This window comes from Microbacterium sp. NPDC089987, assembly GCF_044748505.1.
Taxonomy (GTDB): Bacteria; Actinomycetota; Actinomycetes; order Actinomycetales; family Microbacteriaceae; genus Microbacterium.
The window spans coordinates 1,263,635-1,287,184 of the sequence record NZ_JBIVGE010000001.1; the positions used below are offsets into that span (position 1 = coordinate 1,263,635).

21 protein-coding genes are annotated in these 23,550 nt (G+C 69.2%); 10 read left to right on the plus strand and 11 right to left on the minus strand.

Annotated elements, in window-relative coordinates; all coding sequences use genetic code 11:
- The first annotated feature begins 47 nt into the window (after positions 1 to 47).
- From ACIPV2_RS05960 to ACIPV2_RS05970, 3 genes are read left to right on the plus strand one after another with little or no spacing between them, the layout of a single operon-like run.
- Complete coding sequence (locus ACIPV2_RS05960; protein ID WP_400839341.1) at positions 48 to 1,373, plus strand: cytochrome P450; 1,326 nt, start codon at positions 48 to 50, stop codon at positions 1,371 to 1,373.
- Entirely contained in the window at positions 1,370 to 2,551 is a 1,182-nt protein-coding gene (locus ACIPV2_RS05965) for a zinc-dependent alcohol dehydrogenase (protein WP_400839343.1), read from the plus strand. The genes ACIPV2_RS05960 and ACIPV2_RS05965 overlap by 4 nt, the downstream gene beginning before the upstream one ends.
- Positions 2,548 to 3,441, plus strand: a complete 894-nt coding sequence (locus tag ACIPV2_RS05970) for a TIGR01777 family oxidoreductase (RefSeq protein ID WP_400839345.1) — start codon at positions 2,548 to 2,550, stop codon at positions 3,439 to 3,441. Before ACIPV2_RS05965 ends, ACIPV2_RS05970 begins: the two co-directional genes overlap by 4 nt.
- A 28-nt stretch (positions 3,442 to 3,469) precedes the next feature.
- Here the strand turns inward: ACIPV2_RS05970 and ACIPV2_RS05975 are convergent, their stop codons facing one another.
- From ACIPV2_RS05975 to zapE, 5 genes are all read right to left on the minus strand, one after another.
- Positions 3,470 to 4,225, minus strand: a complete 756-nt coding sequence (locus ACIPV2_RS05975; protein ID WP_101186647.1) for an MBL fold metallo-hydrolase — start codon at positions 4,223 to 4,225, stop codon at positions 3,470 to 3,472.
- Between the two features lie 76 nt (positions 4,226 to 4,301).
- A complete protein-coding gene (locus tag ACIPV2_RS05980) occupies positions 4,302 to 4,688 on the minus strand; it encodes an SPW repeat protein (RefSeq protein WP_400839347.1) in 387 nt (128 codons plus the stop codon).
- A 114-nt stretch (positions 4,689 to 4,802) separates the two neighbouring features.
- Positions 4,803 to 5,375, minus strand: coding sequence for a type II toxin-antitoxin system PemK/MazF family toxin (locus ACIPV2_RS05985; protein WP_400839349.1), 573 nt, complete (start codon positions 5,373 to 5,375; stop codon positions 4,803 to 4,805).
- Between the two features lie 20 nt (positions 5,376 to 5,395).
- Entirely contained in the window at positions 5,396 to 6,631 is a 1,236-nt protein-coding gene (locus tag ACIPV2_RS05990) for an ammonium transporter (protein WP_400839351.1), read from the minus strand.
- Positions 6,632 to 6,761: 130 nt separating this feature from the next.
- On the minus strand, positions 6,762 to 7,805 hold the full coding sequence (zapE, locus tag ACIPV2_RS05995) for a cell division protein ZapE (RefSeq protein ID WP_101186650.1): 1,044 nt from the start codon (positions 7,803 to 7,805) through the stop codon (positions 6,762 to 6,764).
- 127 nt (positions 7,806 to 7,932) lie between these two features.
- On the opposite strand from zapE, the gene ACIPV2_RS06000 reads away from it, so the two are divergent.
- Together ACIPV2_RS06000 and ACIPV2_RS06005 are read left to right on the plus strand one after the other, a co-directional pair.
- Complete coding sequence (locus ACIPV2_RS06000; protein WP_400839354.1) at positions 7,933 to 8,829, plus strand: sulfurtransferase; 897 nt, start codon at positions 7,933 to 7,935, stop codon at positions 8,827 to 8,829.
- Positions 8,830 to 8,879: 50 nt separating this feature from the next.
- A complete protein-coding gene (locus ACIPV2_RS06005) occupies positions 8,880 to 9,311 on the plus strand; it encodes a SufE family protein (protein ID WP_101186652.1) in 432 nt (143 codons plus the stop codon).
- Positions 9,312 to 9,338: 27 nt separating this feature from the next.
- On the opposite strand, the gene ACIPV2_RS06010 is transcribed toward ACIPV2_RS06005, so the two are convergent.
- Positions 9,339 to 10,487 (minus strand): alpha/beta hydrolase family protein, encoded by a 1,149-nt coding sequence (locus tag ACIPV2_RS06010; protein ID WP_400839356.1) that lies wholly within the window; start codon positions 10,485 to 10,487, stop codon positions 9,339 to 9,341.
- Between the two features lie 25 nt (positions 10,488 to 10,512).
- Here ACIPV2_RS06010 and ACIPV2_RS06015 point away from each other — a divergent pair, with 25 nt between their 5' ends.
- From ACIPV2_RS06015 to ACIPV2_RS06035, 5 genes are all read left to right on the plus strand, one after another.
- Positions 10,513 to 11,094 (plus strand): DUF3000 domain-containing protein, encoded by a 582-nt coding sequence (locus tag ACIPV2_RS06015; RefSeq protein ID WP_101186654.1) that lies wholly within the window; start codon positions 10,513 to 10,515, stop codon positions 11,092 to 11,094.
- Complete coding sequence (locus tag ACIPV2_RS06020) at positions 11,087 to 12,283, plus strand: ribonuclease D (protein ID WP_400839359.1); 1,197 nt, start codon at positions 11,087 to 11,089, stop codon at positions 12,281 to 12,283. Before ACIPV2_RS06015 ends, ACIPV2_RS06020 begins: the two co-directional genes overlap by 8 nt.
- A gap of 74 nt (positions 12,284 to 12,357) precedes the next feature.
- Positions 12,358 to 13,563 (plus strand): thiolase family protein, encoded by a 1,206-nt coding sequence (locus ACIPV2_RS06025; protein WP_400839361.1) that lies wholly within the window; start codon positions 12,358 to 12,360, stop codon positions 13,561 to 13,563.
- A gap of 5 nt (positions 13,564 to 13,568) precedes the next feature.
- Positions 13,569 to 15,728: a 3-hydroxyacyl-CoA dehydrogenase NAD-binding domain-containing protein gene (locus ACIPV2_RS06030; protein WP_400839363.1), complete on the plus strand. Its 2,160-nt coding sequence runs from the start codon at positions 13,569 to 13,571 to the stop codon at positions 15,726 to 15,728.
- Between the two features lie 175 nt (positions 15,729 to 15,903).
- A complete protein-coding gene (locus tag ACIPV2_RS06035; protein ID WP_400839365.1) occupies positions 15,904 to 16,599 on the plus strand; it encodes an SPFH domain-containing protein in 696 nt (231 codons plus the stop codon).
- Positions 16,600 to 16,621: 22 nt separating this feature from the next.
- On the opposite strand, the gene dxs is transcribed toward ACIPV2_RS06035, so the two are convergent.
- The 5 genes from dxs to dut form a co-directional block, all read right to left on the minus strand.
- A complete protein-coding gene (gene dxs, locus ACIPV2_RS06040) occupies positions 16,622 to 18,565 on the minus strand; it encodes a 1-deoxy-D-xylulose-5-phosphate synthase (protein ID WP_400839367.1) in 1,944 nt (647 codons plus the stop codon).
- Between the two features lie 162 nt (positions 18,566 to 18,727).
- Entirely contained in the window at positions 18,728 to 21,589 is a 2,862-nt protein-coding gene (locus ACIPV2_RS06045; RefSeq protein ID WP_400839369.1) for an aconitate hydratase, read from the minus strand.
- A 176-nt stretch (positions 21,590 to 21,765) separates the two neighbouring features.
- Positions 21,766 to 22,518: a DUF3159 domain-containing protein gene (locus tag ACIPV2_RS06050; protein WP_400839371.1), complete on the minus strand. Its 753-nt coding sequence runs from the start codon at positions 22,516 to 22,518 to the stop codon at positions 21,766 to 21,768.
- Positions 22,515 to 23,102, minus strand: a complete 588-nt coding sequence (locus tag ACIPV2_RS06055) for a DUF3710 domain-containing protein (protein ID WP_071640401.1) — start codon at positions 23,100 to 23,102, stop codon at positions 22,515 to 22,517. The genes ACIPV2_RS06050 and ACIPV2_RS06055 overlap by 4 nt, the downstream gene beginning before the upstream one ends.
- Positions 23,099 to 23,548: a dUTP diphosphatase gene (dut, locus tag ACIPV2_RS06060; protein ID WP_101186660.1), complete on the minus strand. Its 450-nt coding sequence runs from the start codon at positions 23,546 to 23,548 to the stop codon at positions 23,099 to 23,101. Before dut ends, ACIPV2_RS06055 begins: the two co-directional genes overlap by 4 nt.
- Positions 23,549 to 23,550 lie beyond the last annotated feature (2 nt).

A 23,550-nucleotide genomic window follows, 5' to 3' on the forward strand; every position in this document is an offset into this window, starting at 1 on the left:
ATCGCGCCCCCGTTCACACATCCGCGCGCGGTGTCCAGGCTGGTCGCATGCTTCACCGGATCGCAGACGACGCTCCCCTTCTCCTCGTGCACGGGTACGACCTCGGCGCCCGCATCTGGTCGCGGGTCCGCGACGGAGCGCGCGGCGCCCCGATGCGACTTCTCGGGCATCGGGCGGCGTTCGTGCGCGGCGCTGAGGGCGTCAACCTGTTCTACGACGGGTCCCGTATCGCCCGCCACGGCGCCATGCCCCGTTTCGTGCAGGAGACGCTGTTCGGCCATGGATCGGTGCACAGCCTCGACGGCTCCGATCACCGTCATCGCAAGGCCACCTTCGTGGACGTCGCCTATGAAGACGAGCAGGTGCGGCGCCTGCAGCCGGAGCTCGAGCGCGAATGGCGGCGCGAACTCGACGAGTGGATCGCGGGCGGCCACCGCACCGCGTACGACGCGGCAGTCGGCGCCTTCGGCCGGGCCGGGATGCAGTGGGCCGGGCTCCCCGGCTCCGACGAGGCCCGCACGAGATGGGCGACTCGGCTGGCGCAGATCGTCGACGGGTTCGGCAGCCCGTTCTCCCCCGCGTTCGGCGAGGCTCTGTTCAACCGGCTCTGGTCCGATCGCCGTGCGGCGAGGCTCATCCACGACGTGCGCGCCGGCATCCTCACTCCACCGGAGGGCACCGCGCTGCACGAGTGGGCGTGGCACCGCGGACCCGATGGGAGGCTGCTCCCCGAACGGCTGGCGGGCGTCGAACTGCAGAACAGCATCCGTCCGCTCGTCGCCGTCGCACGCTTCGTCGCCTTCGCAGCCAAGCGGCTGCTCGAGAATCCCGACTGGCGCCTGCGCATCCATGCCGAGACCGCACGCAGCGGCGAGCTCGTGGGCGGGCAGCTCGCCGTGGCCTTCGCGCAGGAGATCCGGCGAACGGCGCCCTTCGTGCCGATGCTGCCGGGCCGGGCTCTCACCGACATCGACTTCGATGGCCAGCACGTCCCGGCAGGCGGACGGGTCGTCATGGACATCCTGGGCACAGACCTGGACGACGCGTCGTGGGACGACGCTGCCGAGTTCCGTCCCGAGCGCTTCATCCACCGGCCCGATTACGAGGCCATCCCGGCGTTCATCCCGCACGGCGGCGCCGGTGTCGCCACCGGTCACCGCTGCCCCGGCGAGAAGCTCGCGATCGCCGGGCTCTCCGCGGCGATCGCCGCTCTCAGCGACCCGCGGGTGCAGATCGCGCCGGAGGGTCTCGACGTCGATCGACGTCGGCTGCCCACCATGCCCGCGTCCGGCGGATGCGTGCACGCGGCAGCCGCACGAGAAGCAGAACCCATCACCGATCATCAGCACGACGAGCAGAGGACCCTCTCATGAAGGCATTGACCTGGCACGGCAAGCGCGATGTCCGTATCGAGCACGTGCCCGACCCGAGCATCCTCGAACCGACTGACGCCATCATCCGCGTCACCTCCACCGCGATCTGCGGCTCGGATCTGCATCTCTACGAGCTGCTCGGGCCGTTCATCGACCGAGGTGACATCCTCGGCCACGAGACCATGGGCGAGGTCGTCGAAGTCGGCTCGGAGATCCGCAATCTGACACCCGGCGACCGCGTCGTCATCCCGTTCAACATCTCCTGCGGCACCTGCTGGTTCTGCCAGCGCGGTCTGCAGTCGCAGTGCGAGACCACGCAGGTGCGCGAGTACGGCAGCGGCGCCGCGCTGTTCGGGTACACGAAGCTGTACGGCCAGGTGCCCGGCGGGCAGGCGGAGTATCTGCGCGTGCCTCTGGCCGACTACAACCACGTGAAGGTCGGCGGCGATCTGCCCGATGACCGCTACCTGTTCCTCAGCGACATCCTGCCCACCGCATGGCAGGGCGTCGAGTACGCACACGTCCCCGCCGACGGCACCGTCGCCGTGCTCGGGCTGGGCCCGGTCGGGCAGTTCGCGGCCCGTATCGCACGCTCCCGCGGGCACCGGGTGCTGGCGGTCGACCCCGTACCCGAACGCCGCGCCATGGCTGCGCGTCACGACATCGAGGTCTTCGACCTCGACGACGACACCATCCCGCATCTGCGCGACCTCACCGCCGGCCGCGGCGCGGACTCGGTGATCGACGCAGTGGGACTGGAGGCGCACGGCAGCCCGGCGATCTCCCTGGTGCAGCAGGCGGTGGGGCTGCTGCCCGACCCGCTGTCACGACCGGTGCTCGAGCACGCGGGCGTCGATCGGCTCGCCGCACTGCACGCCGCCATCGAACTGGTCCGCCGCGGCGGCACGGTGTCGCTGAGCGGTGTCTACGCGGGCGATGCCGACATCCTGCCGATGAAGACGATGTTCGACCAGCAGATCTCGCTGCGCATGGGCCAGTGCAACGTCAAGCGCTGGACCGACGAGATCCTCCCTCTCGTGGAAGACGATGCTGATCCGCTGGGCGTGATGGACCTCGTCACGCACCGGGCCCCGCTCGACGATGCACCCGAGCTGTACCGCACCTTCCAGCGCAAGGAGGACGGCTGCATCAAGGTCGTGCTGAGTGCAGGAGCATGAACGACTCACGCATCGTCGTATCGGGAGCGAGCGGCCTCATCGGCAGCGCGCTCACGCGATCACTCCGCGCAGACGGCATCCGCGTGGTGCACTTGGTAAGGCGCCCCGCCCGCAGCAGCGACGAAGTCGAGTGGCTCACCGGCAGACGGCTCGACCCCGACGTGCTCGCCGGTGCGGCGGCCGTCGTCAACCTCAACGGTGCGAGCATCGGCAGGCTGCCGTGGGGCCCGCGCTACCGGGGCATCCTGCGAGAATCGCGCCTCCAGCCCACCTCGGTCCTGGCCGACGCGCTGCTCGCCCTGAAGACGGATGCACCGGCCCTGCTGTCGGCATCGGCCGTCGGCTACTACGGCGATCAGCCCGGCACCCGTCTCGACGAGACGGGTGCTCCCGGCGAGACCTTCCTCGCCGGCATCTGCGTGGAGTGGGAGCGGGAGGCCATGCGAGCGACCCCCGCAACCCGGGTCGCGCTGCTGCGCACCGCGCCGATCCTGCATCCGGATGCCGTGCTGAAACCCATGATCGCTCTCACCCGGCTGGGGCTGGGCGGGCCGCTGGGCTCTGGGCGACAGGTGTGGCCCTGGATCTCGCTGCCGGATGAGGTCCGTGCGATCCGGCACGTCATCGACTCCGACATCCACGGTCCGGTGAACCTGACCGGACCGCATCGGGCGACGGCGGGCGGGATCGGGCGCGCTCTGGCATCGCGGATGCATCGGCCATACCTCGTCCCCGCACCGGCGTGGGCGCTGCGTCTGGGCCTCGGTCGAGCCGCCGCCGACTCCCTGCTGCTGGCGGATGCCGACGTCGCGCCCGCCGCGCTCACCCGCAGCGGCTTCGATTTCCGGCATCCGACCGCGTCAGAGGCTCTCGCCGCCGCGCTCGGCTGATCGCGGCGGCTGCGCTGCGCGTCGGGCGTCAGTGCGCTCCGGCGCGCAGCGCCTGATCGATCGCCACGCCGATGCCGTCCGTCCACGGCTCTCCGTGCCCGGGGAGCACGACAGCGGGATCGACCGCGCGCAGCGCATCCAGCGATGCCAGCGCCCTCGTGCTGTCGGCGGTCGCCGCTCCCGCGACGATCTGCGGCCCCTGCGTGCCCGTGTACGGGTCGAGGGTGACGATCGCGTCGCCGCAGAGCAGCACACCGGCCTTCTCGAAGTAGTAGCCGCAGTGTCCGTTCGTGTGGCCGGGCGTCCAGATCGCCCGAGGATGACCTGGTACATCGATCACCTCGCCGTCGGCGACGACGGGTTCAGCCGCCACGCCCTTCACCCGGAGCGCGCCGGCCTGCACCATCGACACCACCGTGGGCAGGATGCGCGGGTGGCGCAGCGGGTATGACCAGATGGGCTGCTCGTGCGCATAGCGGTACGGGTGCTGGGCCAGACGCTCATCGTCCGGATGCACGAGCGAGCCGACGCCGCGGTCGGCGAGCGGGCGCGCCATCCCGACATGATCGAAGTGCCCGTGGGTCAGCAGCACGGCGTCGATATCGCGCACTCCCGCGCCGATGCGCTTCAGCAGCGCTCCGAGCAGCCGGCTGGAACGCGGCAGTCCGGCATCGACGAGGGTCAGCCCGCCCTCGGCTTCGATCAGGTAGCAGTTGACGTGCGCAACATCGAGCCGGTGCACGCCAGGAGCAGGTTCCGTCCATCCCGTCGGTGTGGTTCTCATGACACCACTGTGGGGCGACGGCATGCGGCACGGAGGTGCCTTGCCGTCGCCCCGCGGGGGTGATATCGGCGCGGGCTCAGGCCCGAGCGGTCCCGAGAGCCGCGCGTGCGGGCTGCGGCTCGGAGAAGATCACCACGATGATCACCGTGATGCCGACGACCACGTGAGGAACCCACGCGTTGGGCGCGGCGGAGATGAAGCCGAACAGCCACGGCGAAAGGGCGAGGAACAGGCTGGCGACGACGTCGAAGACGAGGTGCACGGGCATCGGGATGAGCTTGAACGGGCCCCACTCATAGCTGGTGAACAGGCTGTAGACGATCAGCCCGACGCCCAGGACGATCGGGATCACGACGGCGGGGCCGCCCATCGCGGCGAAGCCGAAGAGCCAGGGAGCGACGATGAGGGCGGCGCCCACCAGGTAGTCGAGCACGCCGTGGACTTTCGTGGGGATGAAGCGCATGATTCCTCCTTGATCGGTCGAGTCCTGGTTGGGGACTCGCCGGGGGTTCGTCTCCCCCGGCCCGATCGGATTGGATGCCATCGCCGCGGCGTCCCACGGCGCCACTCGCAACCGTCAGACGCGCGCCCACCCGTAGCGGCTGAGAAGGGTCTGCGCGACGCGGCCATAGCGACCGGCGTCGAGGACGGCGGCCTCGCGACGCATCCCGTCATGGTGCACGCTGTACAGCTGCTCGATGTCGACCCACGAGTCGCGCCCCTGGGAGTCCCAGCCACCCGACCCGATCGGGACGAAATCCCGGTCGCGATCGTGTGCTCTGCTCGTCATCCGCACGGCGTACACGCGGTCGGCGCCCTGCCGGCCGATCACGAGCACCGGGCGGTCCTTGCCCCGTCCGTCGTTCTCCTCGTAGGGCACCCAGGTCCAGATGATCTCCCCGGAATCCGGCAGGCCATTGCGGGACGGCGAGTAGCCCACGTGCACGTCGCGGACGCGCGCAGGGTCGATCCGGACGGTCTCGGATCCTGGCATCCGTCCCGCGTCGGCCGCCGTGTGCTGCTCCGCGCTTCTCCCGTCGGGGCGGAGCGTGGCGCGAGGGCGGGGGCGGGGGTCGCCCCCGCCGCGCCGTGACAGCGCCCTGCCGAGGATGTCGGCGATGACCGAGAGGAACCTGCTGCTCGAACTCACCCGCTCACCCTAGCCGCCGGTCATCGCGCCAGCAGGTAGCCCGCCTCGCCGTGCACTGCGAGGTCGACACCGGCGACCTCATCCTCCTGCGTGACGCGGAACCCGATCGTCTTCTCGATGACGAACCCGATCGTGTAGGCGATCACGAACGAGTAGAGCATCACTCCCCCGGCTGCGACCACCTGCACGGCCAGCAGCCGCGCATCACCGCCGGTGAGCATCCCGTGCCCCGTGGCGAAGAAGCCGAGGTACACCGTGCCGAGCAGGCCGCCCACCAGGTGAAGGCCCACGACATCCAGCGAGTCGTCGAACCCGAGCCGGAACTTCAGCTCGACGGCCAGCGCGCACAGGGCGCCGGAGAGGCCGCCCAGCAGCAGCGCCCAGCCCGGGGCGAGATCGGCGCACGCCGGCGTGATCGCGACGAGGCCGGCGACCAGCCCCGACACTGCGCCGACGGAGGTCGGCTTGCCGACCCGCAGCTTCTCGACGAGCACCCAGCCGAGGATGCCGGCGGCCGCGGCCCCCAGGGTGTTGATCGCGATCAGGCCGACTCCGCCCATGTCATCCGAGAGCCACTCCGCTCCGGCGTTGAAGCCGAACCAGCCGAACCACAGCAGCGCGGCACCGAGCAGCGTCAGCGGCACGTTGTGGGGCTTGCTCAGCTCGCGCCCGAAGCCGATGCGCCTGCCGAGCACGAGTGCGAGCGCGAGCGCCGCCGCACCGGCATTGATGTGCACGGCCGTGCCGCCGGCATAGTCGATGACGGCGATACCGCTGTCCTCACCGAACAGGGTCGTGCCGAGCTGCATGATCCACCCGCCGCCCCACACCCAGGCGGCGATCGGGAAGTAGCCGATCGTGCCGAAGACGCCCACGAAGATCAGCCACGGTCCGAACCGTGCGCGGTCGGCGATCGCCCCCGAGATCAGCGCGACGGTGATGATCGCGAATGTCGCGCCGTAGGCCACGCCGAGCAGGGCGACATTGGCATCCGGCGCCGAAGAGGCGGCTGCCAGACCGAGATCCGCGAACGGATCGCCGGCGAAGTGCGCGGGCGACGACACCGTGCTCATCGAGTAGCCGTACAGCACCCAGAGCACGGCGATCAAGCCGATCGCCCCGAAGCTCATCATCATCATGCTGACGACGCTCTTCGCCCGCACCAGACCGCCGTAGAAGAACGCGACCCCCGGCGTCATCAGCAGCACGAGCGCGGTCGCGGTGATCACCCACGAGACGTTGCCTGTGGCATCCATGTCGAAACCTCCTCCGTAGAACGAACGAGGTCAGTCTGTGCGTGCGATGTTTCCGGCGACGGCGCGCCGTGTTGCGGGCGTGTTACACCCGAGCATCCGGTGTGACGATCGTGTTACCCGGCAGCGCCCGTCACTCGGCAGCGGAGTGGGTCAGCGCGTTGAGCCGCGAGATCGCGCGCAGGTACTTCTTGCGGTAGCCGCCGGCGAGCATCTCGTCGGCGAAGACCTGATCCAGCGGCACCCCGGTCGCGACGATCGGCAGCTGCGCGTCGTACACCCGGTCGACGAAGGCGACGAAGCGCAGCGCCTCGGACTGGTCGGTCAGGGTGCGCACGTCGCGCAGTCCGACCAGCGACAGCCCGTCGATCAGGCGGATGTACCGCGACGGATGCACCTGGGCCAGGTGCTGGATCAGCGTCGCGAAGTCGTCGTCCGAGGCGGCGCCGGATGCCGAGGCGCTCTCGACCGCCTGCGCGTAGCGTGCGTCGTCCGACACGACCGCGCTGCCGTCGATCGAGCGCTGCCGGTAGTCGACGCCGTCGATGCGCAGCGTCTCGAAGCTCTCGGACATCGCGTGGATCTCGCGCAGGAAGTCCTGTGCGGCGAAGCGGCCCTCGCCCAGCGCGTTCGGCGGGGTGTTCGATGTGGCCGCCAGCTTGGTTCCCGACGAGACGAGCTCACCCAGCAGCCGCGTCATCACCATGGTGTCGCCCGGGTCGTCGAGCTCGAACTCGTCGATGCACAGCAGATCGGCGCCGCGCAGCAGATCGACGGTGTTCTTGTAGCCCAGCGCGCCCACGAGGGCCGTGTACTCGATGAACGATCCGAAGTACTTCCGCCGGGCGGGAAGGGCGTGGAAGACGGACGCCAGCAGGTGGGTCTTGCCGACGCCGAACCCGCCGTCGAGGTACGCCCCTGGCTTCATCGGCGTCTCCTTCGGCGCGCGACGGAACAGGCCGGCCTTCTTCGCCGGAGCGGCCGCCTTGCCGGCGAAGCGCTGCAGCAGCTGCTTCGTCGCCTCCTGGGACGGGTAGCGATCGTCGGAGCGATAGCTCTCGAAGGTGGCATCGTCGAACTGCGGAGGAGGTACGAGGCTCGCCAGCATCTCGGTTCCGGTCACGACGGGCGTGCGCTCGGTGAGGTGCACGACGCCCGTGCTGATCTGCTGAGTCATCACGTTCCTGAGGTCATAGTCTTACGGTCCGGATGCGGGTGCACGCCAGGGGATCTATCGTCATAGGGGACGGCACAACTTTACGCCGTCGCCATGCCCACCCGAGCCCGACCCCTGAGGAGCACCCGTGGCCGTCGATCACGACACGTCATCCCCCAAGTTCGCCGAGTACGCCGCACCCGGCCGCCTCGTGACCACCGAATGGCTCGCCGCCCGGCTCGACACCCCCGGTCTCGTGGTCGTGGAATCCGACGAGGACGTGCTGCTCTACGAGACCGGACACATCCCCGGAGCGGTGAAGATCGACTGGCACACCGAGCTCAACGACCCGGTCGTGCGCGACTACGTCGACGGCGAGGGCTTCGCCGAGCTGCTGAGCCGCAAGGGCATCGCCCGTGACGACACCGTGGTCATCTACGGCGACAAGAACAACTGGTGGGCCTCCTACGCGCTGTGGGTGTTCTCGCTGTTCGGCCATGAGGACGTGCGCCTGCTCGACGGCGGCCGCGACCGCTGGATCGCCGAGGGACGCGAGATCACCACCGACAAGACCGTGCGTCCGGCGACCGAGTACCCCGTGGTCGAGCGCGACGACTCGCAGCTGCGAGCCTACAAGGAGGACGTGCTCGCATTCATCGGCACGGGGCCGCTCATCGACGTGCGCTCCCCTGAGGAGTACAACGGCGAGCGGACCACCGCGCCGGCCTACCCCGAAGAGGGCAGCCTGCGGGCCGGTCACATCCCCACCGCGCAGAGCGTGCCCTGGGGGAAGGCGGTCGCCGAGGACGGCGGCTTCAAGTCGCGCGCCGAGCTCGAGGAGATCTACCTCGAGCAGGCGGGCATCGATGACGCAGACGATGTCATCGCCTACTGCCGCATCGGTGAGCGCTCGAGCCACACGTGGTTCGTGCTCAAGCACCTGCTCGGCATCGAGAAGGTCCGCAACTACGACGGCTCGTGGACCGAGTGGGGCAGCGCCGTGCGCGTGCCGATCGTCAGCGGCAGCGAGCCCGGCTCGCTCTGAGGCAGGCTCGCTGAGCGCCCTGCCCGGCGACGGGTGGGATGATGTCAGGGATGACCGACACGCACGTCCCCGCCACCCTCGCCGAGTTCCGCGACGAGTTCCTCGAACTGCCCGAGCCCGATCGGCTCGAGCTGCTGCTCGAGTTCGCGAACGAGCTCCCGCCCGTCTCCGATGAGATCGCCGCCCATCCGGAGATGGGCGAGCGCGTGGCCGAGTGCCAGTCGCCCGTCTACATCTTCGTCGAGGTGGACGATGGCGTCGTCACCATGCACGCGACGGCGCCGCCGGAAGCTCCGACCACGCGCGGCTTCGCCAGCATCCTCGCGCAGGGGCTCACCGGCCTCACCGCCGACGAGGTGCTCGCGGTGCCCAACGACTATCCGCAGAGCATCGGGTTGACGCGTCTCGTCTCCCCCCTGAGGATCGGCGGCATGACCGGGATGCTGATGCGGGTGAAGCGTCAGGTCGAGGCGAAGCGCTGAAGGGAGTCCGTCGGCGAGGCCGCGGGGTCAGAGCAGGTTCTGCGCCGTCATCCATCCGGTGATCGCCGCCGACCAGCCGTCCTCGTCGTAGTTCCAGATCTTCGTGTGCCGCGCGACGTGGAATTCCGGCATCGTCACGAGGTCGGGTCGCGCCTCGGCGAGGGCGTGGGATGCATCGGCTGGAACGAACCCATCGTCGTCGCTGTGCAGGATCAGGATCGGGGAGTCGAGCTCTGAGGCGCGGGCGACCATGTCGAGCCTGTCGAACCGGATCGCCTCCTCGGCGCCGCTGAGCCGGGCGAGGAAGGTGTTCCCCAGCGCTCCCATCGCGAGTCCTGGCAGCGGTTCGCGCAGTCCCGACTCGCGAGCCTGGAAGCGCAGCACCGTGCGCCAGTCGACGACCGGCGAGTCGAGGATGACCCCGGCGACGGCATCCCGATGCTCGGACGAGACCGCCGTCTGCAGCGCGATCGCCCCTCCCATCGACCAGCCCATGAGCACCACGCGCTGCGCGCCCTGCCGCAGCGCGTAGCCGATCGCCGAGTCGACGTCACGCCACTCCGACGCGCCGAGCGCATAGCTGCCGCCCCGCGTGCGCGGCGCCTCGCCGTCGTTGCGGTACGACACGACCAGGGTCGGCAGACCCAGCGCGTTCAGCAGAGGGACCGCACGCAGGCACTCGGAGCGGAGCGTGCCCCGCCCGTGCACCTGGATCACCCACGTCGACGAATCGGCCGGGAACAGCCACGCAGGGCACGGACCGGCGGGCGAGCCGATGAGCACGCTCTCCCAGGGCAGGTGCAGCTCGCTCGGCGACACGTGGTACCAGCCGCTGAACGCTGCATCGCGGTCGACCCGGGCGCCGGGCTCGATCTGGGTGAGCAGCTTGCGGCGCACGCTGGTGGCGTCGGCGCTGAGCACCGCCCCGAGCTTGACGTAGCCGTAGGTTCCGGTGGTGAACAGACCGTAGCGTCCTGGCAGCTCGGTGTCGGGCGTGCGCGTGAGCTCGATGGTCTGAGCGCCGGTGTCGACCGCGAGGATCTGCGTGTCGTTCCTGCGCACGGAGGGCATGACGACGCGGCGGGCCGCAGCGAGGACGGCGGCTGCCCCGGCCGCGGCTCCTGCGGCGATGACAGCGGGGACGGCGAAGGCTACGGCGTGCCTGAGACTCTTCATCGCCTCCCGACTCTAGCCTGTCCACGTGAGCGCACATCCGGATGCCGCAGCGCTGTTCGATGCAGCGGCGGCAGAGCTTCGTGAGACGGCGTTCCGCACCGACATCGTCGTGCGGGAGATTCCGTCGCCCGCCGGGCTGGCGCCCTTCTCCCTGGCCCTCGCCGCCGACGTGCGGCCGGACGATCACGGCGACTCGGTGTACGGCACCGGGCGCTTCGTGCTGCTGCACGACCCGGACGAGCCGGATGCGTGGGGCGGCGCCTGGCGCATCGTCGCGTTCGCTCAGGCTCCGCTCGAGCCCGAGATCGGCACCGACCCGCTGCTGGCGGACGTCGCCTGGTCGTGGCTGGTGGATGCGCTGGAATCCCGCGACGCGGGCTACCACTCGGCGTCCGGCACCTCGACGAAGATGCTCTCGAAGGGGTTCGGGGCGCTGGCCGCAGAGGGCGACGGCGCCCAGATCGAGCTGCGCGCGTCATGGACCCCGGATGCCCCGCTGCGCCCGCATGTGGAAGCATGGGCGGAGTTGGTCGGGATGCTCGCAGGACTCCCGCCGGGATCAGAGGACGTCGCCGTGTTCGGCGCGAGAAGGGGCGCACGTGGCTGAATACTCCGTGATCGACGACCGTGCGGAGTTCGAGAAGGCGGCAGAGGCGCTCTCCCGGGGCTCGGGTCCGGTGGCCGTCGATGTGGAGCGGGCATCCGGATTCCGCTACTCCCAGCGCGCCTATCTGGTGCAGGTGTTCCGCCGCGACGCGGGGGTGTTCCTGTTCGATCCGCCTGCGATCGGCGATTTCCAGCCGCTTCAGGATGCCATCGGCGACGCCGAGTGGGTGTTCCACGCCGCCAGCCAGGACCTGCCCTCGCTTCGCGAGCTCGACCTGGTGCCCGCGCGCATCTTCGACACCGAGCTCGCCTCCCGGCTGCTGGGCAGCGACGGCTTCGGTCTCGCCGCGGTCGTCGAGCACACGCTGGGCATCACCCTCGCCAAGGCGCACTCGGCAGCGGACTGGTCGACGCGCCCGCTTCCCGACCCCTGGCTGGAGTACGCCGCGCTCGACGTGCTGCACCTCGTCGACGTGCGCGATGCGCTCGTCGACGAGCTCGATGCGGCGGGCAAGTCCGAGATCGCCGCCGAGGAGTTCGAGGCGACGCTGCACCGCCTGCCGAAACCTGCCCGCGAGGAGCCGTGGCGACGCCTGAGCGGCCTGCACAAGGTGCGCGGAGCTCGCCAGCTGGCGGTGGCGCGTGAGCTGTGGACGGCGCGCGAACAGTACGCCGAGCAGGTCGACGTCTCGCCCGGTCGTCTCGTGCCCGACCGCTCGCTGCTGGCCGCCCTGCTGGCCGCGCCGCGCTCTAAGCAGGAGCTCGCGGGTCTGAAGGAGTTCAACGGGCGTGCGAGCCGTACCCAGATCGATCGCTGGTGGGCGGCGATCGAGCGCGGTCGCAGCACCGAGGACCTGCCTCGCGAGCGCGTGCCGAGCGATGCTCTTCCGCCGCCCCGCGCCTGGGCCGATCGCAACCCGGAAGCCGACCTGCGCCTGAAGGCTGCGCGTCCCGTGGTCGAGGCCCTGGCCGAAGAGCTGCACATGCCGACCGAGAACCTGCTCACCCCTGACCATCTGCGCCGCATCGCCTGGCAGCCGCCGGCCGAGCTCAGGGCCGAGTCAGTGGGCGCGGCGCTCGCCGAGCTGGGTGCACGCCCCTGGCAGATTGCGCATACCGCACAGAAGATCGTGGATGCATTTGTAGAGGGGCCGCAAACCGCTGTTGAGGGCTTCCCTACCGCTTCGTAGGTTCGACCCAACCGATTCCTGGCGCATAATCCACGCTCCTAGGCTGGAGGAGAACCCCAACCTATGGAGGCAGAGTGGCCGAGATCTCGGACGTCTACTTCGTCGATGGAGTGCGCACCCCGTTCGGGCGCGCCGGCGAAAAGGGCATGTACTGGAACACCCGCGCTGATGACCTCGCCGTCAAGGCGACCATCGGCCTGATGGAGCGCAACGCCGCCGTCCCGGGCGACCGCATCGACGACGTCGCCATCGCCGCGACCTCGCAGACCGGCGACCAGGGCCTGACCCTCGGCCGGTCGGTCGCCATCCTCGCGGGCCTTCCGCAGACCGTTCCCGGTCTCGCCGTCGAGCGCATGTGCGCCGGAGCGATGACCAGCGTCACCACGATGGCCGCGTCGATCGGCGTCGGCATGTACGACTTCGCCCTCGCGGGCGGCGTCGAGCACATGGGCCACCACCCCATCGGCGGCAACGCCGACCCGAACCCGCGCTTCGTCGCGGAGAAGATGGTCGACCCCGGCGCGCTCAACATGGGCGTCACCGCCGAGCGCATCTTCGACCGCTTCCCGCATCTCACCAAGGAGCGCTCCGACCGCTTCGGCATGCTCAGCCAGCACAAGGTGCAGGCCGCATACGACGCGGGCAAGATCCAGCCCGACCTCGTGCCGGTCGCAGTCAAGGGCTCCGACGGCGCCTGGGGTCTCGCGACCGAGGACGAGGGTCGCCGTCCGCAGACCACCATGGACGACCTCGCCGCCCTGAAGACGCCGTTCCGTCCGCACGGCCGCGTCACCGCCGGCACCTCCTCGCCTCTCACCGACGGGGCGACCATGTCGCTGCTGGCCGGCGGCAGCGCGGTGAAGGAGTTCGGGCTCACCCCGAAGATGAAGATGGTGTCGTTCGCGTTCGCCGGCGTGCAGCCCGAGATCATGGGCATCGGTCCGATCCCCTCGACCGAGAAGGCCCTGAAGAAGGCCGGCCTCGACATCTCCGACATCGGACTGTTCGAACTCAACGAGGCCTTCGCGATCCAGGTCATCTCCCTGCTCGACCACTTCGGCATCGCCGACGACGATCCGCGTGTGAACCAGTGGGGCGGCGCCATCGCCGTCGGACACCCGCTCGCGGCATCCGGAGTGCGCCTGATGATCCAGCTCGCCGCGCAGTTCGCCGAGCGGCCCGACGTGCGCTACGGCCTGACCGCCATGTGCGTCGGTCTCGGCCAGGGCGGGTCGGTCATCTGGGAGAACCCGTTCTACGACGGCAAGAAGAGGAAGTGACCCCGATGGCCGACACGATCAACGAGCAGTACGCCGGCGTCGACTTCACGCCCCTCTCCGCCCTCGCCGACGGCGAGGTCGTCACGCACTCCCCCGTTCGCGACATCCGCCTCGCCTCGGGCAAGGTGCTCGCCCTCATCACCCTCGACAACGGCCGCGACCACACCCGGCCGAACACGCTGGGGCCCGCGACGCTCACCGAGCTCGGCGCGACGCTGGCGTCGCTGAAGGCGCGCGCCGCCGCAGGAGAGATCCAGGCGGTCGGCATCACCGGCAAGCAGTACATCCTGGCTGCCGGCGCGGACCTCTCCGACATCAGCCGGCTCGGCTCGAAGGACAACGCCCGCCTGATCGCGCAGCTCGGACACAAGGTGCTCGGCTCGCTGTCAGAGCTCGGCGTGCCGTCGTTCGCCTTCGTGAACGGGCTCGCGCTGGGCGGGGGCATGGAGATCGCGCTGAACTCCACCTACCGCACCGTCGATGCATCGGCCGCGGCGCTGGCGCTGCCCGAGGTCTTCCTCGGCATCATCCCCGGCTGGGGCGGCGCCTACCTGGTGCCCAACCTCATCGGCATCGAGAAGGCCCTCGAGGTCGTCGTCTCCAACCCGCTCAAGCAGAACCGCATGCTCAAGCCGCAGCAGGCATTCGAGCTGGGTCTGATGGATGCCATCTTCCCGGCATCCACCTTCCTCGAGAGCTCGCTGGCCTGGGCAGACGCGGTGCTCGGAGGCAGGAAGGTCGAGCGCAAGAACGAGCCGGGCAGGATCGAGCGCACGGTCAAGTGGCCCATCGCGATCAAGACGGCCCGCGGCATGCTCGAGTCGAAGATCGGCACGATGCCCCGCTCGCCCTACGTCGCCCTCGACCTGCTCGAGAAGGCGAAGAGCGGCACGAAGGCCGAGGGCTTCGCGCGTGAGGATGAGGCACTCGCAGAGCTCGTCACCGGCGATCAGTTCGCCGCGTCGATGTACGCCTTCGACCTCGTGCAGAAGCGCGCCAAGCGCCCCGTCGGCGCTCCCGACAAGACGCTCGCGAAGAAGGTCACCAAGGTCGGCATCATCGGTGCGGGCCTGATGGCCAGCCAGTTCGCGCTGCTGTTCGTGCGCAAGCTGCAGGTGCCGGTGCTGATCACCGACCTCGACCAAGCGCGTGTCGACAAGGGCGTGTCGTACATCCACGACGAGATCGGCAAGCTCGAGCAGAAGGGCCGCCTCGACGGCGACACCGCGAACAAGCTGCGCTCGCTGGTCACCGGCACCACGGACAAGACCCAGTACGCGGACTGCGACTTCGTGATCGAGGCTGTGTTCGAGGAGGTCGGCGTCAAGCAGCAGGTGTTCGGCGAGATCGAGAAGATCATCGCCGACGACGCGATCCTCGCGACGAACACGTCATCGCTTTCGGTGGAGGAGATCGGCTCGAAGCTCGCCCACCCGGAGCGACTGGTCGGCTTCCACTTCTTCAATCCGGTCGCGGTCATGCCGCTGATCGAGATCGTGAAGACACCGCACACCGCAGAGGCCGCGCTGTCCACCGCGTTCGTCGTCGCGAAGGGCCTGGGCAAGAACGCGGTCCTGACCGCGGACGCTCCTGGCTTCGTCGTGAACCGCCTGCTGGCGAAGGTCATGGGCGAGGCGGCACGCGCCGTCTACGAGGGCACTCCGATCGCGGACGTCGAGCGCGCCTTCGGCCCGCTCGGCCTGCCGATGGGTCCGTTCCAGCTCATCGATCTCGTCGGCTGGAAGGTCGCAGCCCACGTGCAGGACACCATGGTGCGTCACTTCCCCGATCGGTTCTATGCGAACGAGAACTTCCATGCTCTCGCCGAGCTGGACGCCGTCGTCGAGAAGGACAAGGGCGGGCGCGTCACCGGCTGGACCAAGAACGCCGAGAAGGTGCTCAAGGGACATGTCGGCAGCTCCCCCGCATCCGCCGACACGATTCTGCAGCGCGTGCAGGACGGGCTCGCTCAGGAGATCCGTCTCATGCTGGACGAGGGCGTCGTACCCGAGGTCGAGGACATCGATCTCTGCCTGATCCTCGGCGCCGGATGGCCGTTCATCGATGGCGGCGCGTCGCCGTACCTCGACCGCGAGGGTGCATCGGAGCGGGTGTTCGGCGGCACGTTCCACAACCCGCCGATCCGCGGCATCGTCCAGAGCTGACACTCGTGCAGAGCTGACACTCGTGCAGAGCTGACGCTCAGTGCACAGGGGTCGCACCTTCGGGTGCGGCCCCTGCCGTGTCCTGCGCCGAACAGCCAGCCAACAGCGGGTGAACACCCGACGCGATCGCGGGGATTCGTGTTCGGCGGTCGTCGCCGGGCGGCACGATGGTGGCATGGACATGATCCTCACGATGCTCGGCGGGAGGAGCATGTCGGGTCTGCTGAAGACCGGCACGGCCATCCTCACGGTCCTGCTTGTCGTCCCCGCCCTGCTGCGGCTGTTCGTCGTGACGGTGGATGAGGGGTGGGCGGCGATCCGCACCCGCAACGGCAAGCCGATCATCCGCAATCGTCTGCAGCGGCGTCCCGCACGCGACGGGGGCGCCGTGGGCGAGGTCGTCGTGCTGCATCCGGGCACTCATGGCACCTTCCCGCTGTTCTACTGGTACCGGCTGGTCGACGTCCGCTGTCGCGCCACCGACCTTCCGGTGCGGGAGATGACCGGGGCCAGTGGTCGGCAGCACCGCGTGCATGCGTCATTCGAGTGGCGTCCCATCCCGAGCGGACGAGATCTTCGGGTGTTCGAACTCGACGTCGTCAACGTGAAGGAGCGCGCATCGAACATCGTCGGGGCTGCTCTGCGCGACATCGTGCGCGGTCTGGACGCGCCGGAGCTGCCCCACAACGATGAGCTGAGCGCCTTCGTGCTGGCGGCGTGCTCGGAAGAGGTGCGCCGCGCATGCGGTGTCGATGTCGTGCGGGTGATGATCACCGGCGATGCGCTCACCGACGGCTACCTGCTCGCCGGTGCCCTTCGCGAGAGCGATCGGGTATCAGCGGGTGTCGCGGCGCTGCACGCGATCAACTGAGTCCGTCGCGTGGGAGCGCGGCTCAGCGGCTCTCGTGCAGCGGGAGCTCGATCGCGCCGGTCTGGCCCGGAGCCTTCGCCACGGGGATCCGGGTGCCGCTCACCTGCGCGACGATGTCGGCCGTGATCTTCTCGGCCGTGAGTCCGGCATCCTCCAGGATCTGCTCCCGGGTCGCATGCTGGAGGAACTCGTCCGGCACGCCGAGCTCGTCGACGCCGGTGTCGATCCCCGCCTCACGCAGCACCTGACGCACACGGGTGCCGATGCCGCCGGCGCGGATGCCGTCCTCCAGGGTGATCACGAGACGATGCCGCGCTGCCAGCGAGACGACCGCCGGCTGCACGGGCACGGCCCACCTGGGGTCGATGACCGTCGCGCCGATGCCGCGGGCGCCCAGCCGCGCGGCGATGTCGACCGCCACCTCGGCGAACGAGCCGATCGCGACGATCAGCACGTCCTCCTCGTCGGCGCGGGCGAGCACATCCGTGCCGTCCTCGAGGCGCTCGATCGCGGTGATGGGGTCGGGCACCTCGCCCTTGGGATAGCGGACCACGGTCGGTGCGTCGTCGATGGCGACGGCTTCGGCGAGGGACTCGCTCAGCCGCAGAGCGTCGCGCGGGGCGGCGATCCGGATGCCAGGCACCATCTGCAGCATCGCGAGATCCCACACGCCGTTGTGGCTCGGACCATCCGGGCCGGTCACGCCGGCGCGGTCGAGCACGAAGGTCACACCGGCGCGGTGCAGGGCGACATCCATCAGCACCTGATCGAAAGCGCGGTTCATGAAGGTGGCGTAGATCGCCACCACGGGGTGCAGGCCTCCGAATGCGAGTCCTGCGGCGGAGGCGACGGCATGCTGCTCGGCGATGCCGACGTCGTACACGCGGTCGGGGAACCGCTCGGCGAAGGCGGCGAGTCCGGTCGGGCGCAGCATGGCCGCGGTCATCGCGATGACGCGGTCGTCGCGACCCCCGATCTCGACGAGCGCATCGGAGAAGATCGAGGTCCACGAGGTGCCCGACGAGGACGACAGCGCGCCGCCCGTCTTCGGATCGATCCGGCCCACGGCATGGAACTGGTCGGCGACATCGTCGAGGGCGGGCTGGTAGCCGCGGCCCTTCTCGGTGATCGCGTGCACGATGACCGGGGCGCCGTAGTCCTTGGCGTAGCGCAGCGTCTCGATGAGCGCGTTCACGTCGTGACCGTCGACCGGACCGAGGTACTTGATGTCGAGGTTGGAGTACAGGGCGACGTTGTTCGCGAAGCGGGAGAGGAAGCCGTGCGTGCCGCCGCGCACGCCGCGGAACACGGCACGCCCGAGCGGACCGAAGGCGCGGAACAGCCGGTCGGATTTGCGGTGCATCTCGCGGTACATGCCTGCGGTGCGCACGCGGTTGAGATAGCGGGACATGCCGCCGATCGTGGGCGCGTAGGAACGGCCGTTGTCGTTCACGACGATGACGAGGTTGCGCTCGTTGTCGTCGCTGATGTTGTTCAGCGCCTCCCAGGTCATCCCGCCGGTGAGGGCACCGTCTCCGACGACCGCGATCACGTGTCGGTCCCCGCGGCCGGTCGCCGTGAGAGCCCGCGAGATGCCGTCGGCCCAGCTCAGCGAGCTCGACGCATGCGAGGACTCCACCACGTCGTGGACGCTCTCGGACCGCTGCGGGTAGCCGGCGAGCCCGCCGCGCGAGCGGAGCTTCATGAAGTCCTGACGACCGGTGAGCAGCTTGTGGACGTACGACTGGTGTCCGGTGTCGAAGATGATCGGGTCATCGGGTGAGGAGAACACCCGGTGCAGAGCGATCGTGAGCTCCACCACGCCCAGATTCGGGCCGAGGTGCCCGCCGGTGCGAGCGACGTTCTCGACCAGGAATGCCCGGACCTCGGCCGCCAGCTCGACCAGTTCCCCGCTGGAGAGTCGATCGAGATCTCGGGGGCCGGTGATGCTCGGCAGGATCGGCATGGACGTCCTTCCGCGACGTTGATCGCCCGCCGGAGAAGGCGCGCGCATCGGAACATTCTATCTCGCGATGCTCGAGAGGCTCGGTGGCCCGCGCATCGAGAGCTGACGCGGGATGCGACAGGGGCCCGGATGCCGAAGCATCCGGGCCCCTGTCGACTCGGGTCAGACCAGCGAACGAAGCACGTACTGCAGGATGCCGCCGTTGCGGTAGTAGTCGGCCTCACCGGGGGTGTCGATGCGGACCACCGCGTCGAAGGTGATGGGCTCGCGGCCCTCTGCCGAGAACTCGCTCGGAGTGGCCGTGACCTTGACCGTCTTCGGCGTGGTGCCCTCGTTGAGTGCCGTCAGGCCCTCGATCGAGATGACCTCGGTGCCGTCGAGGCCGAGGGACTCCCAGGTCTCGCCCGCCGGGAACTGCAGCGGGACGACCCCCATGCCGATGAGGTTGGAGCGGTGGATGCGCTCGAAGCTCTCGGTGATGACCGCCTTGACGCCGAGCAGGTTGGTGCCCTTCGCCGCCCAGTCGCGCGACGAGCCCGAGCCGTACTCCTTGCCGCCGAAGATCACCAGCGGAGTGCCCTGGTCCTGGTAGTTTTGCGACGCGTCGTAGATGTACGCCTGCGGACCGCCCTCCTGGGTGAAGTCACGCGTGAAGCCGCCCTCGATCTGCTGCCCGTCGTTGACGGCCTTGACCAGCGCGTTCTTCAGGCGGATGTTCGCGAACGTCCCGCGGATCATCACCTCGTGGTTGCCTCGGCGCGAGCCGTACGAGTTGAAGTCGCGCTGCTCGACGCCGTGCTCGGTGAGGTACTGCGCGGCCGGGGTGCCGGCCTTGATGTTGCCGGCGGGCGAGATGTGGTCGGTGGTGACCGAGTCGCCCAGCGTCGCCAGCACGCGAGCCCCGGTGATGTCAGTGACAGGAGCCGGGGTCAGCTCCATGCCGTCGAAGTACGGAGCCTTGCGCACGTAGGTCGACGCGTCGTCCCACTCGAAGATCGGGCCGGTCGGCGTGGGCAGGTTCTTCCAGCGCTCGTCGCCGTCGAACACGGTCGCGTACTGCTTGATGAACTGGTCACGCGAGATCGACGAGTCGATGATCTGCTGCACCTCTTCGGTGTCCGGCCAGATGTCCTTCAGGAAGACGTCGTTGCCGGCCTCGTCCTGACCGAGCGGGTCGGTCTCGAAGTCGAAGTGCATGGAGCCTGCGAGGGCGTACGCCACGACCAGCGGCGGGCTGGCCAGGTAGTTCATCTTCACGTCAGGGCTGATACGGCCCTCGAAGTTGCGGTTGCCCGAGAGCACTGCGGTGACGGCGAGGTCGTGCTCGTTGATCGCCTCGGACACCTCTTCGATCAGCGGGCCGGAGTTTCCGATGCAGATCGTGCAGCCGTAGCCGACCGTGTAGAAGCCCAGACCCTCGAGGTCCTTGTCGAGGCCGGACTTCTCGTAGTAGTCGGTGACGACCTTCGAACCGGGGCCGAGAGTCGTCTTGACCCACGGCTTCTGCTTCAGGCCCTTCTCGCGGGCCTTGCGAGCGAGAAGACCGGCGGCGATCATCACCGACGGGTTCGACGTGTTGGTGCACGACGTGATGGCGGCGAGGGTGACCGCGCCGTTGTCGAGGATGTAGTCCTGCCCCTCGGGAGTCGTCACCTTGACCGGGTTGGATGCGCCGTGGTCGCCGCTCGAGGCGAGCATCGAGTGCTGGTGCGCGCTCTCGTGCTGGTACGAGACGCCCTCCTCCGACACGTGCTCGCGCTCGACGCCGGGTGCGTTGCCCGGGTCGGATGCCGGGAACGTGCCCTCGACCTCGACCGTGGCCTCGTTCGCGGAGGTGTAGTTCAGGATGTCCTTCTCGAACTGGCTCTTCGCCTCGGCGAGCAGGATGCGGTCCTGCGGACGCTTGGGTCCGGCGATCGAGGGGACGACCGTCGACAGGTCGAGCTCCATGTACTCGGAGTACGCGGGCTCCTTGTCGGCGTCGTGCCACAGCCCCTGGGTCTTGGCGTACTGCTCGACGAGCTCGACAGCCTGCTCGTCACGTCCCGTGAGGCGCAGGTAGTCGAGGGTCACGTCGTCGATGGGGAACATCGCGGCGGTCGACCCGAACTCCGGCGACATGTTGCCGATCGTGGCGCGGTTCGCCAGCGGGACGGACGCGACGCCGGCGCCGTAGAACTCGACGAACTTGCCGACCACGCCGTGCTTGCGCAGCATGTCCGTGATCGTGAGCACCACGTCGGTGGCGGTGACGCCGGCGGGGATCTCGCCGGTGAGCTTGAAGCCGACGACGCGCGGGATGAGCATCGAGACCGGCTGACCGAGCATCGCGGCCTCGGCCTCGATGCCGCCGACGCCCCAGCCGAGCACACCAAGGCCGTTGACCATGGTGGTGTGCGAGTCGGTGCCGACGCACGTGTCGGGGTAGGCACGCAGCACGCCGTCGACGGTGCGGTCGTAGATGACCTTGGCGAGGTGCTCGATGTTGACCTGGTGCACGATGCCCGTTCCCGGGGGCACGACCTTGAAGTCGTCGAACGCCGTCTGGCCCCAGCGCAGGAACTGGTACCGCTCGCCGTTGCGCTGGTACTCGATCTCGACGTTGCGCTCGATCGCGTCCGGGCGGCCGAACAGGTCGGCGATCACGGAGTGGTCGATGACCATCTCAGCGGGCGAGAGCGGGTTGATCTTGTTCGGGTCACCGCCGAGGGCGGTCACGGCCTCGCGCATGGTGGCGAGGTCGACGATGCAGGGCACGCCGGTGAAGTCCTGCATGACCACGCGAGCTGGCGTGAACTGGATCTCGGTGTCGGGCTCCGCAGTGGGGTCCCACGATCCGAGCGCCTCGATCTGCGACCTGGTGACGTTGGCGCCGTCCTCCGTGCGCAGCTGGTTCTCGAGGAGCACCTTCAGAGCGAAGGGGAGCTTCTCGTGACCCGGGACCGAGTCGATGCGGAAGATCTCGTAGTCGGTGCTGCCGACTGTCAGGGTGCTCTTGGCACCGAAGCTGTTCACCGTGGACACGAATCCGTCTCCTTCTGAATCGGATGGGAGCGACAGGCGCTTCCATCTTGCTCGCCGAGTGAGCGCCACGGCTAGCAAGGCCTGCCTTACCAGTCTGCGCCGGACGACCGCTCGACGGAATGAGCAATTTATCTTGACGTCAAGATAAATCTACCAGACCGGGTGTCTGTCGGCGGCTACTCGGCGCGCCGGTACAGGGCGCGGACGACGAGCCAGGTGACCGCGACCATGGGCGCGAAGAGAGGCAATCCCATGACCAGCTTGAGCGTGCCGAGCAGCGTCACCTGATCGGTCAGGTACAGCGGGAGCTGCACCGACAGGCGCAGCAGGAAGAGCGCGCCCCAGGCGAGCCCCAGCCAGAAGAAGGCGCGGCGCTTGCGGCGGTCCTCACGCCATGCGGTGCCCTCGCCCATCAGGAAGCCGACCGCCAGTCCGATGATCGACCAGCCGATGAGGGCGGCGACGACCATCGCCGTGCCGTAGAGGGCGTTCGTGATCAGACCGGGGACGAAGTTGTCGGCCCCGCGCCCCGTCCACAGCGCCAGGCCTGCCGCTGCGCCCGCGGCGAGCAGACCGCCGACGGCCGCAGCGGGCGGCGACTTCTGCACGAGACGGATGATGGTGAACACCGCGGCGATCCCGACCGACACCCCGAGGGACAGCAGCAGGGGGTCGGGGCGGAGAGTGAAGAGGATCACGAATGCGAGGCTGGGGAGCACCGACTCGATGATCCCGCGCCAGCCGCCCATCGCACTCCAGACGATCCGCTGGGTGCTCTCTTCTGTCTCCGAGCTCAGGCCGGCGCGGCGGGCGGCACCGCCGAGTGCGGCGCCGAAGACCTCCGACGCCGACGGCTCCGCGGAGCCGGCCGGCTCCGACGCCGGGCGCGACGGCGTGGGCGTGTCGTCTCGATCGTCTGTCTGCGTCACGCCGATCCCGGCGTGGAGGGCATCTTCAGCGGGATCAGGTCGCGCGGCGGCATGGGGGTCGCGCCTCGCACGACGACGATCGAGCGGAACAGGTCCTCGACCTGCTCGGCAGCTGCGGGGTCGGAGGCCGCGTCGCCGCCGATGACGCCACGCAGGAACCACCGCGGGCCGTCGACGCCGACGAACCTCGCCAGGCGCATGCCCGACCCTTCGGCAGCCGTCGCCGGCACCTCCGCGAGCAGCTCCTTGCCCAGCGTCCCCTCGCGCTCTTCGACCCGACCGCCCTGCGTGCGGATCTGGTCGCGCAGCTGCACGCGCGTCTCATCCCACAGTCCGCGCGAGCGCGGGGCGGCGAACGGCTGCACCTGCAGCGACGAGCCGGCGTAGTCGAGGCCCACGGCCACGATCCTCTTGCTCTGCTCCTCGACCTCGAGGCGCAGATTCAAGCCCTCCCTCGGCAGCACCTTGATGCCGCCGAGGTCGATGTACGGGCGAACGGGGTTGGCCTCGCTGTCATCGAACGGGCCCGCGGTCGCCCGGTCGGCCGGTGCGGACTTCAGCGTGGGTTCGATCTCTTCAGTCATTCGCTCTTTCCCTGGGTGTAGCCGGTCGACCCGAATCCGCCGTCGCCGCGGACGCTGTCGGGCAGTTCGTCGACGGGCTCGAAACGCGCCTGCACGACGGGCATCACGATCAGCTGGGCGATCCGGTCGCCGACCGCCACATCGTACGCTTCCCTACTGTCGGTGTTCAGCAGGCTGACCCTGATCTCGCCCCGATAGCCCGCGTCGACGGTGCCGGGCGAGTTGACCACGGTGATGCCGTGCTTGGCGGCGAGTCCGCTGCGCGGAACGACGAAAGCCGCATACCCCTCGGGCAGCGCGATGCGCACGCCCGTGCCGATCAGCGCCCGCTCACCCGGCTCGAGCCGAACCGCCTCGGTCGACACGAGATCGGCCCCGGCATCTCCGGGGTGCGCGTAGAACGGGACGTTCGCCGAGATAATGGGGACGGCAACGGAATGAGTCACCC

Coding starts and splice junctions, on each gene's coding strand:
- ACIPV2_RS05960 (WP_400839341.1), top strand. CDS start 48: ATGCTTCACCGGATCGCAGACGACGCTCCCCTTCTCCTCGTGCACGGG.
- ACIPV2_RS05965 (WP_400839343.1), top strand. CDS start 1,370: ATGAAGGCATTGACCTGGCACGGCAAGCGCGATGTCCGTATCGAGCAC.
- ACIPV2_RS05970 (WP_400839345.1), top strand. CDS start 2,548: ATGAACGACTCACGCATCGTCGTATCGGGAGCGAGCGGCCTCATCGGC.
- ACIPV2_RS05975 (WP_101186647.1), bottom strand. CDS start 4,225: ATGAGAACCACACCGACGGGATGGACGGAACCTGCTCCTGGCGTGCAC.
- ACIPV2_RS05980 (WP_400839347.1), bottom strand. CDS start 4,688: ATGCGCTTCATCCCCACGAAAGTCCACGGCGTGCTCGACTACCTGGTG.
- ACIPV2_RS05990 (WP_400839351.1), bottom strand. CDS start 6,631: ATGGATGCCACAGGCAACGTCTCGTGGGTGATCACCGCGACCGCGCTC.
- zapE (WP_101186650.1), bottom strand. CDS start 7,805: ATGACTCAGCAGATCAGCACGGGCGTCGTGCACCTCACCGAGCGCACG.
- ACIPV2_RS06005 (WP_101186652.1), top strand. CDS start 8,880: ATGACCGACACGCACGTCCCCGCCACCCTCGCCGAGTTCCGCGACGAG.
- ACIPV2_RS06010 (WP_400839356.1), bottom strand. CDS start 10,487: ATGAAGAGTCTCAGGCACGCCGTAGCCTTCGCCGTCCCCGCTGTCATC.
- ACIPV2_RS06030 (WP_400839363.1), top strand. CDS start 13,569: ATGGCCGACACGATCAACGAGCAGTACGCCGGCGTCGACTTCACGCCC.
- ACIPV2_RS06035 (WP_400839365.1), top strand. CDS start 15,904: ATGGACATGATCCTCACGATGCTCGGCGGGAGGAGCATGTCGGGTCTG.
- dxs (WP_400839367.1), bottom strand. CDS start 18,565: ATGCCGATCCTGCCGAGCATCACCGGCCCCCGAGATCTCGATCGACTC.
- ACIPV2_RS06055 (WP_071640401.1), bottom strand. CDS start 23,102: ATGACTGAAGAGATCGAACCCACGCTGAAGTCCGCACCGGCCGACCGG.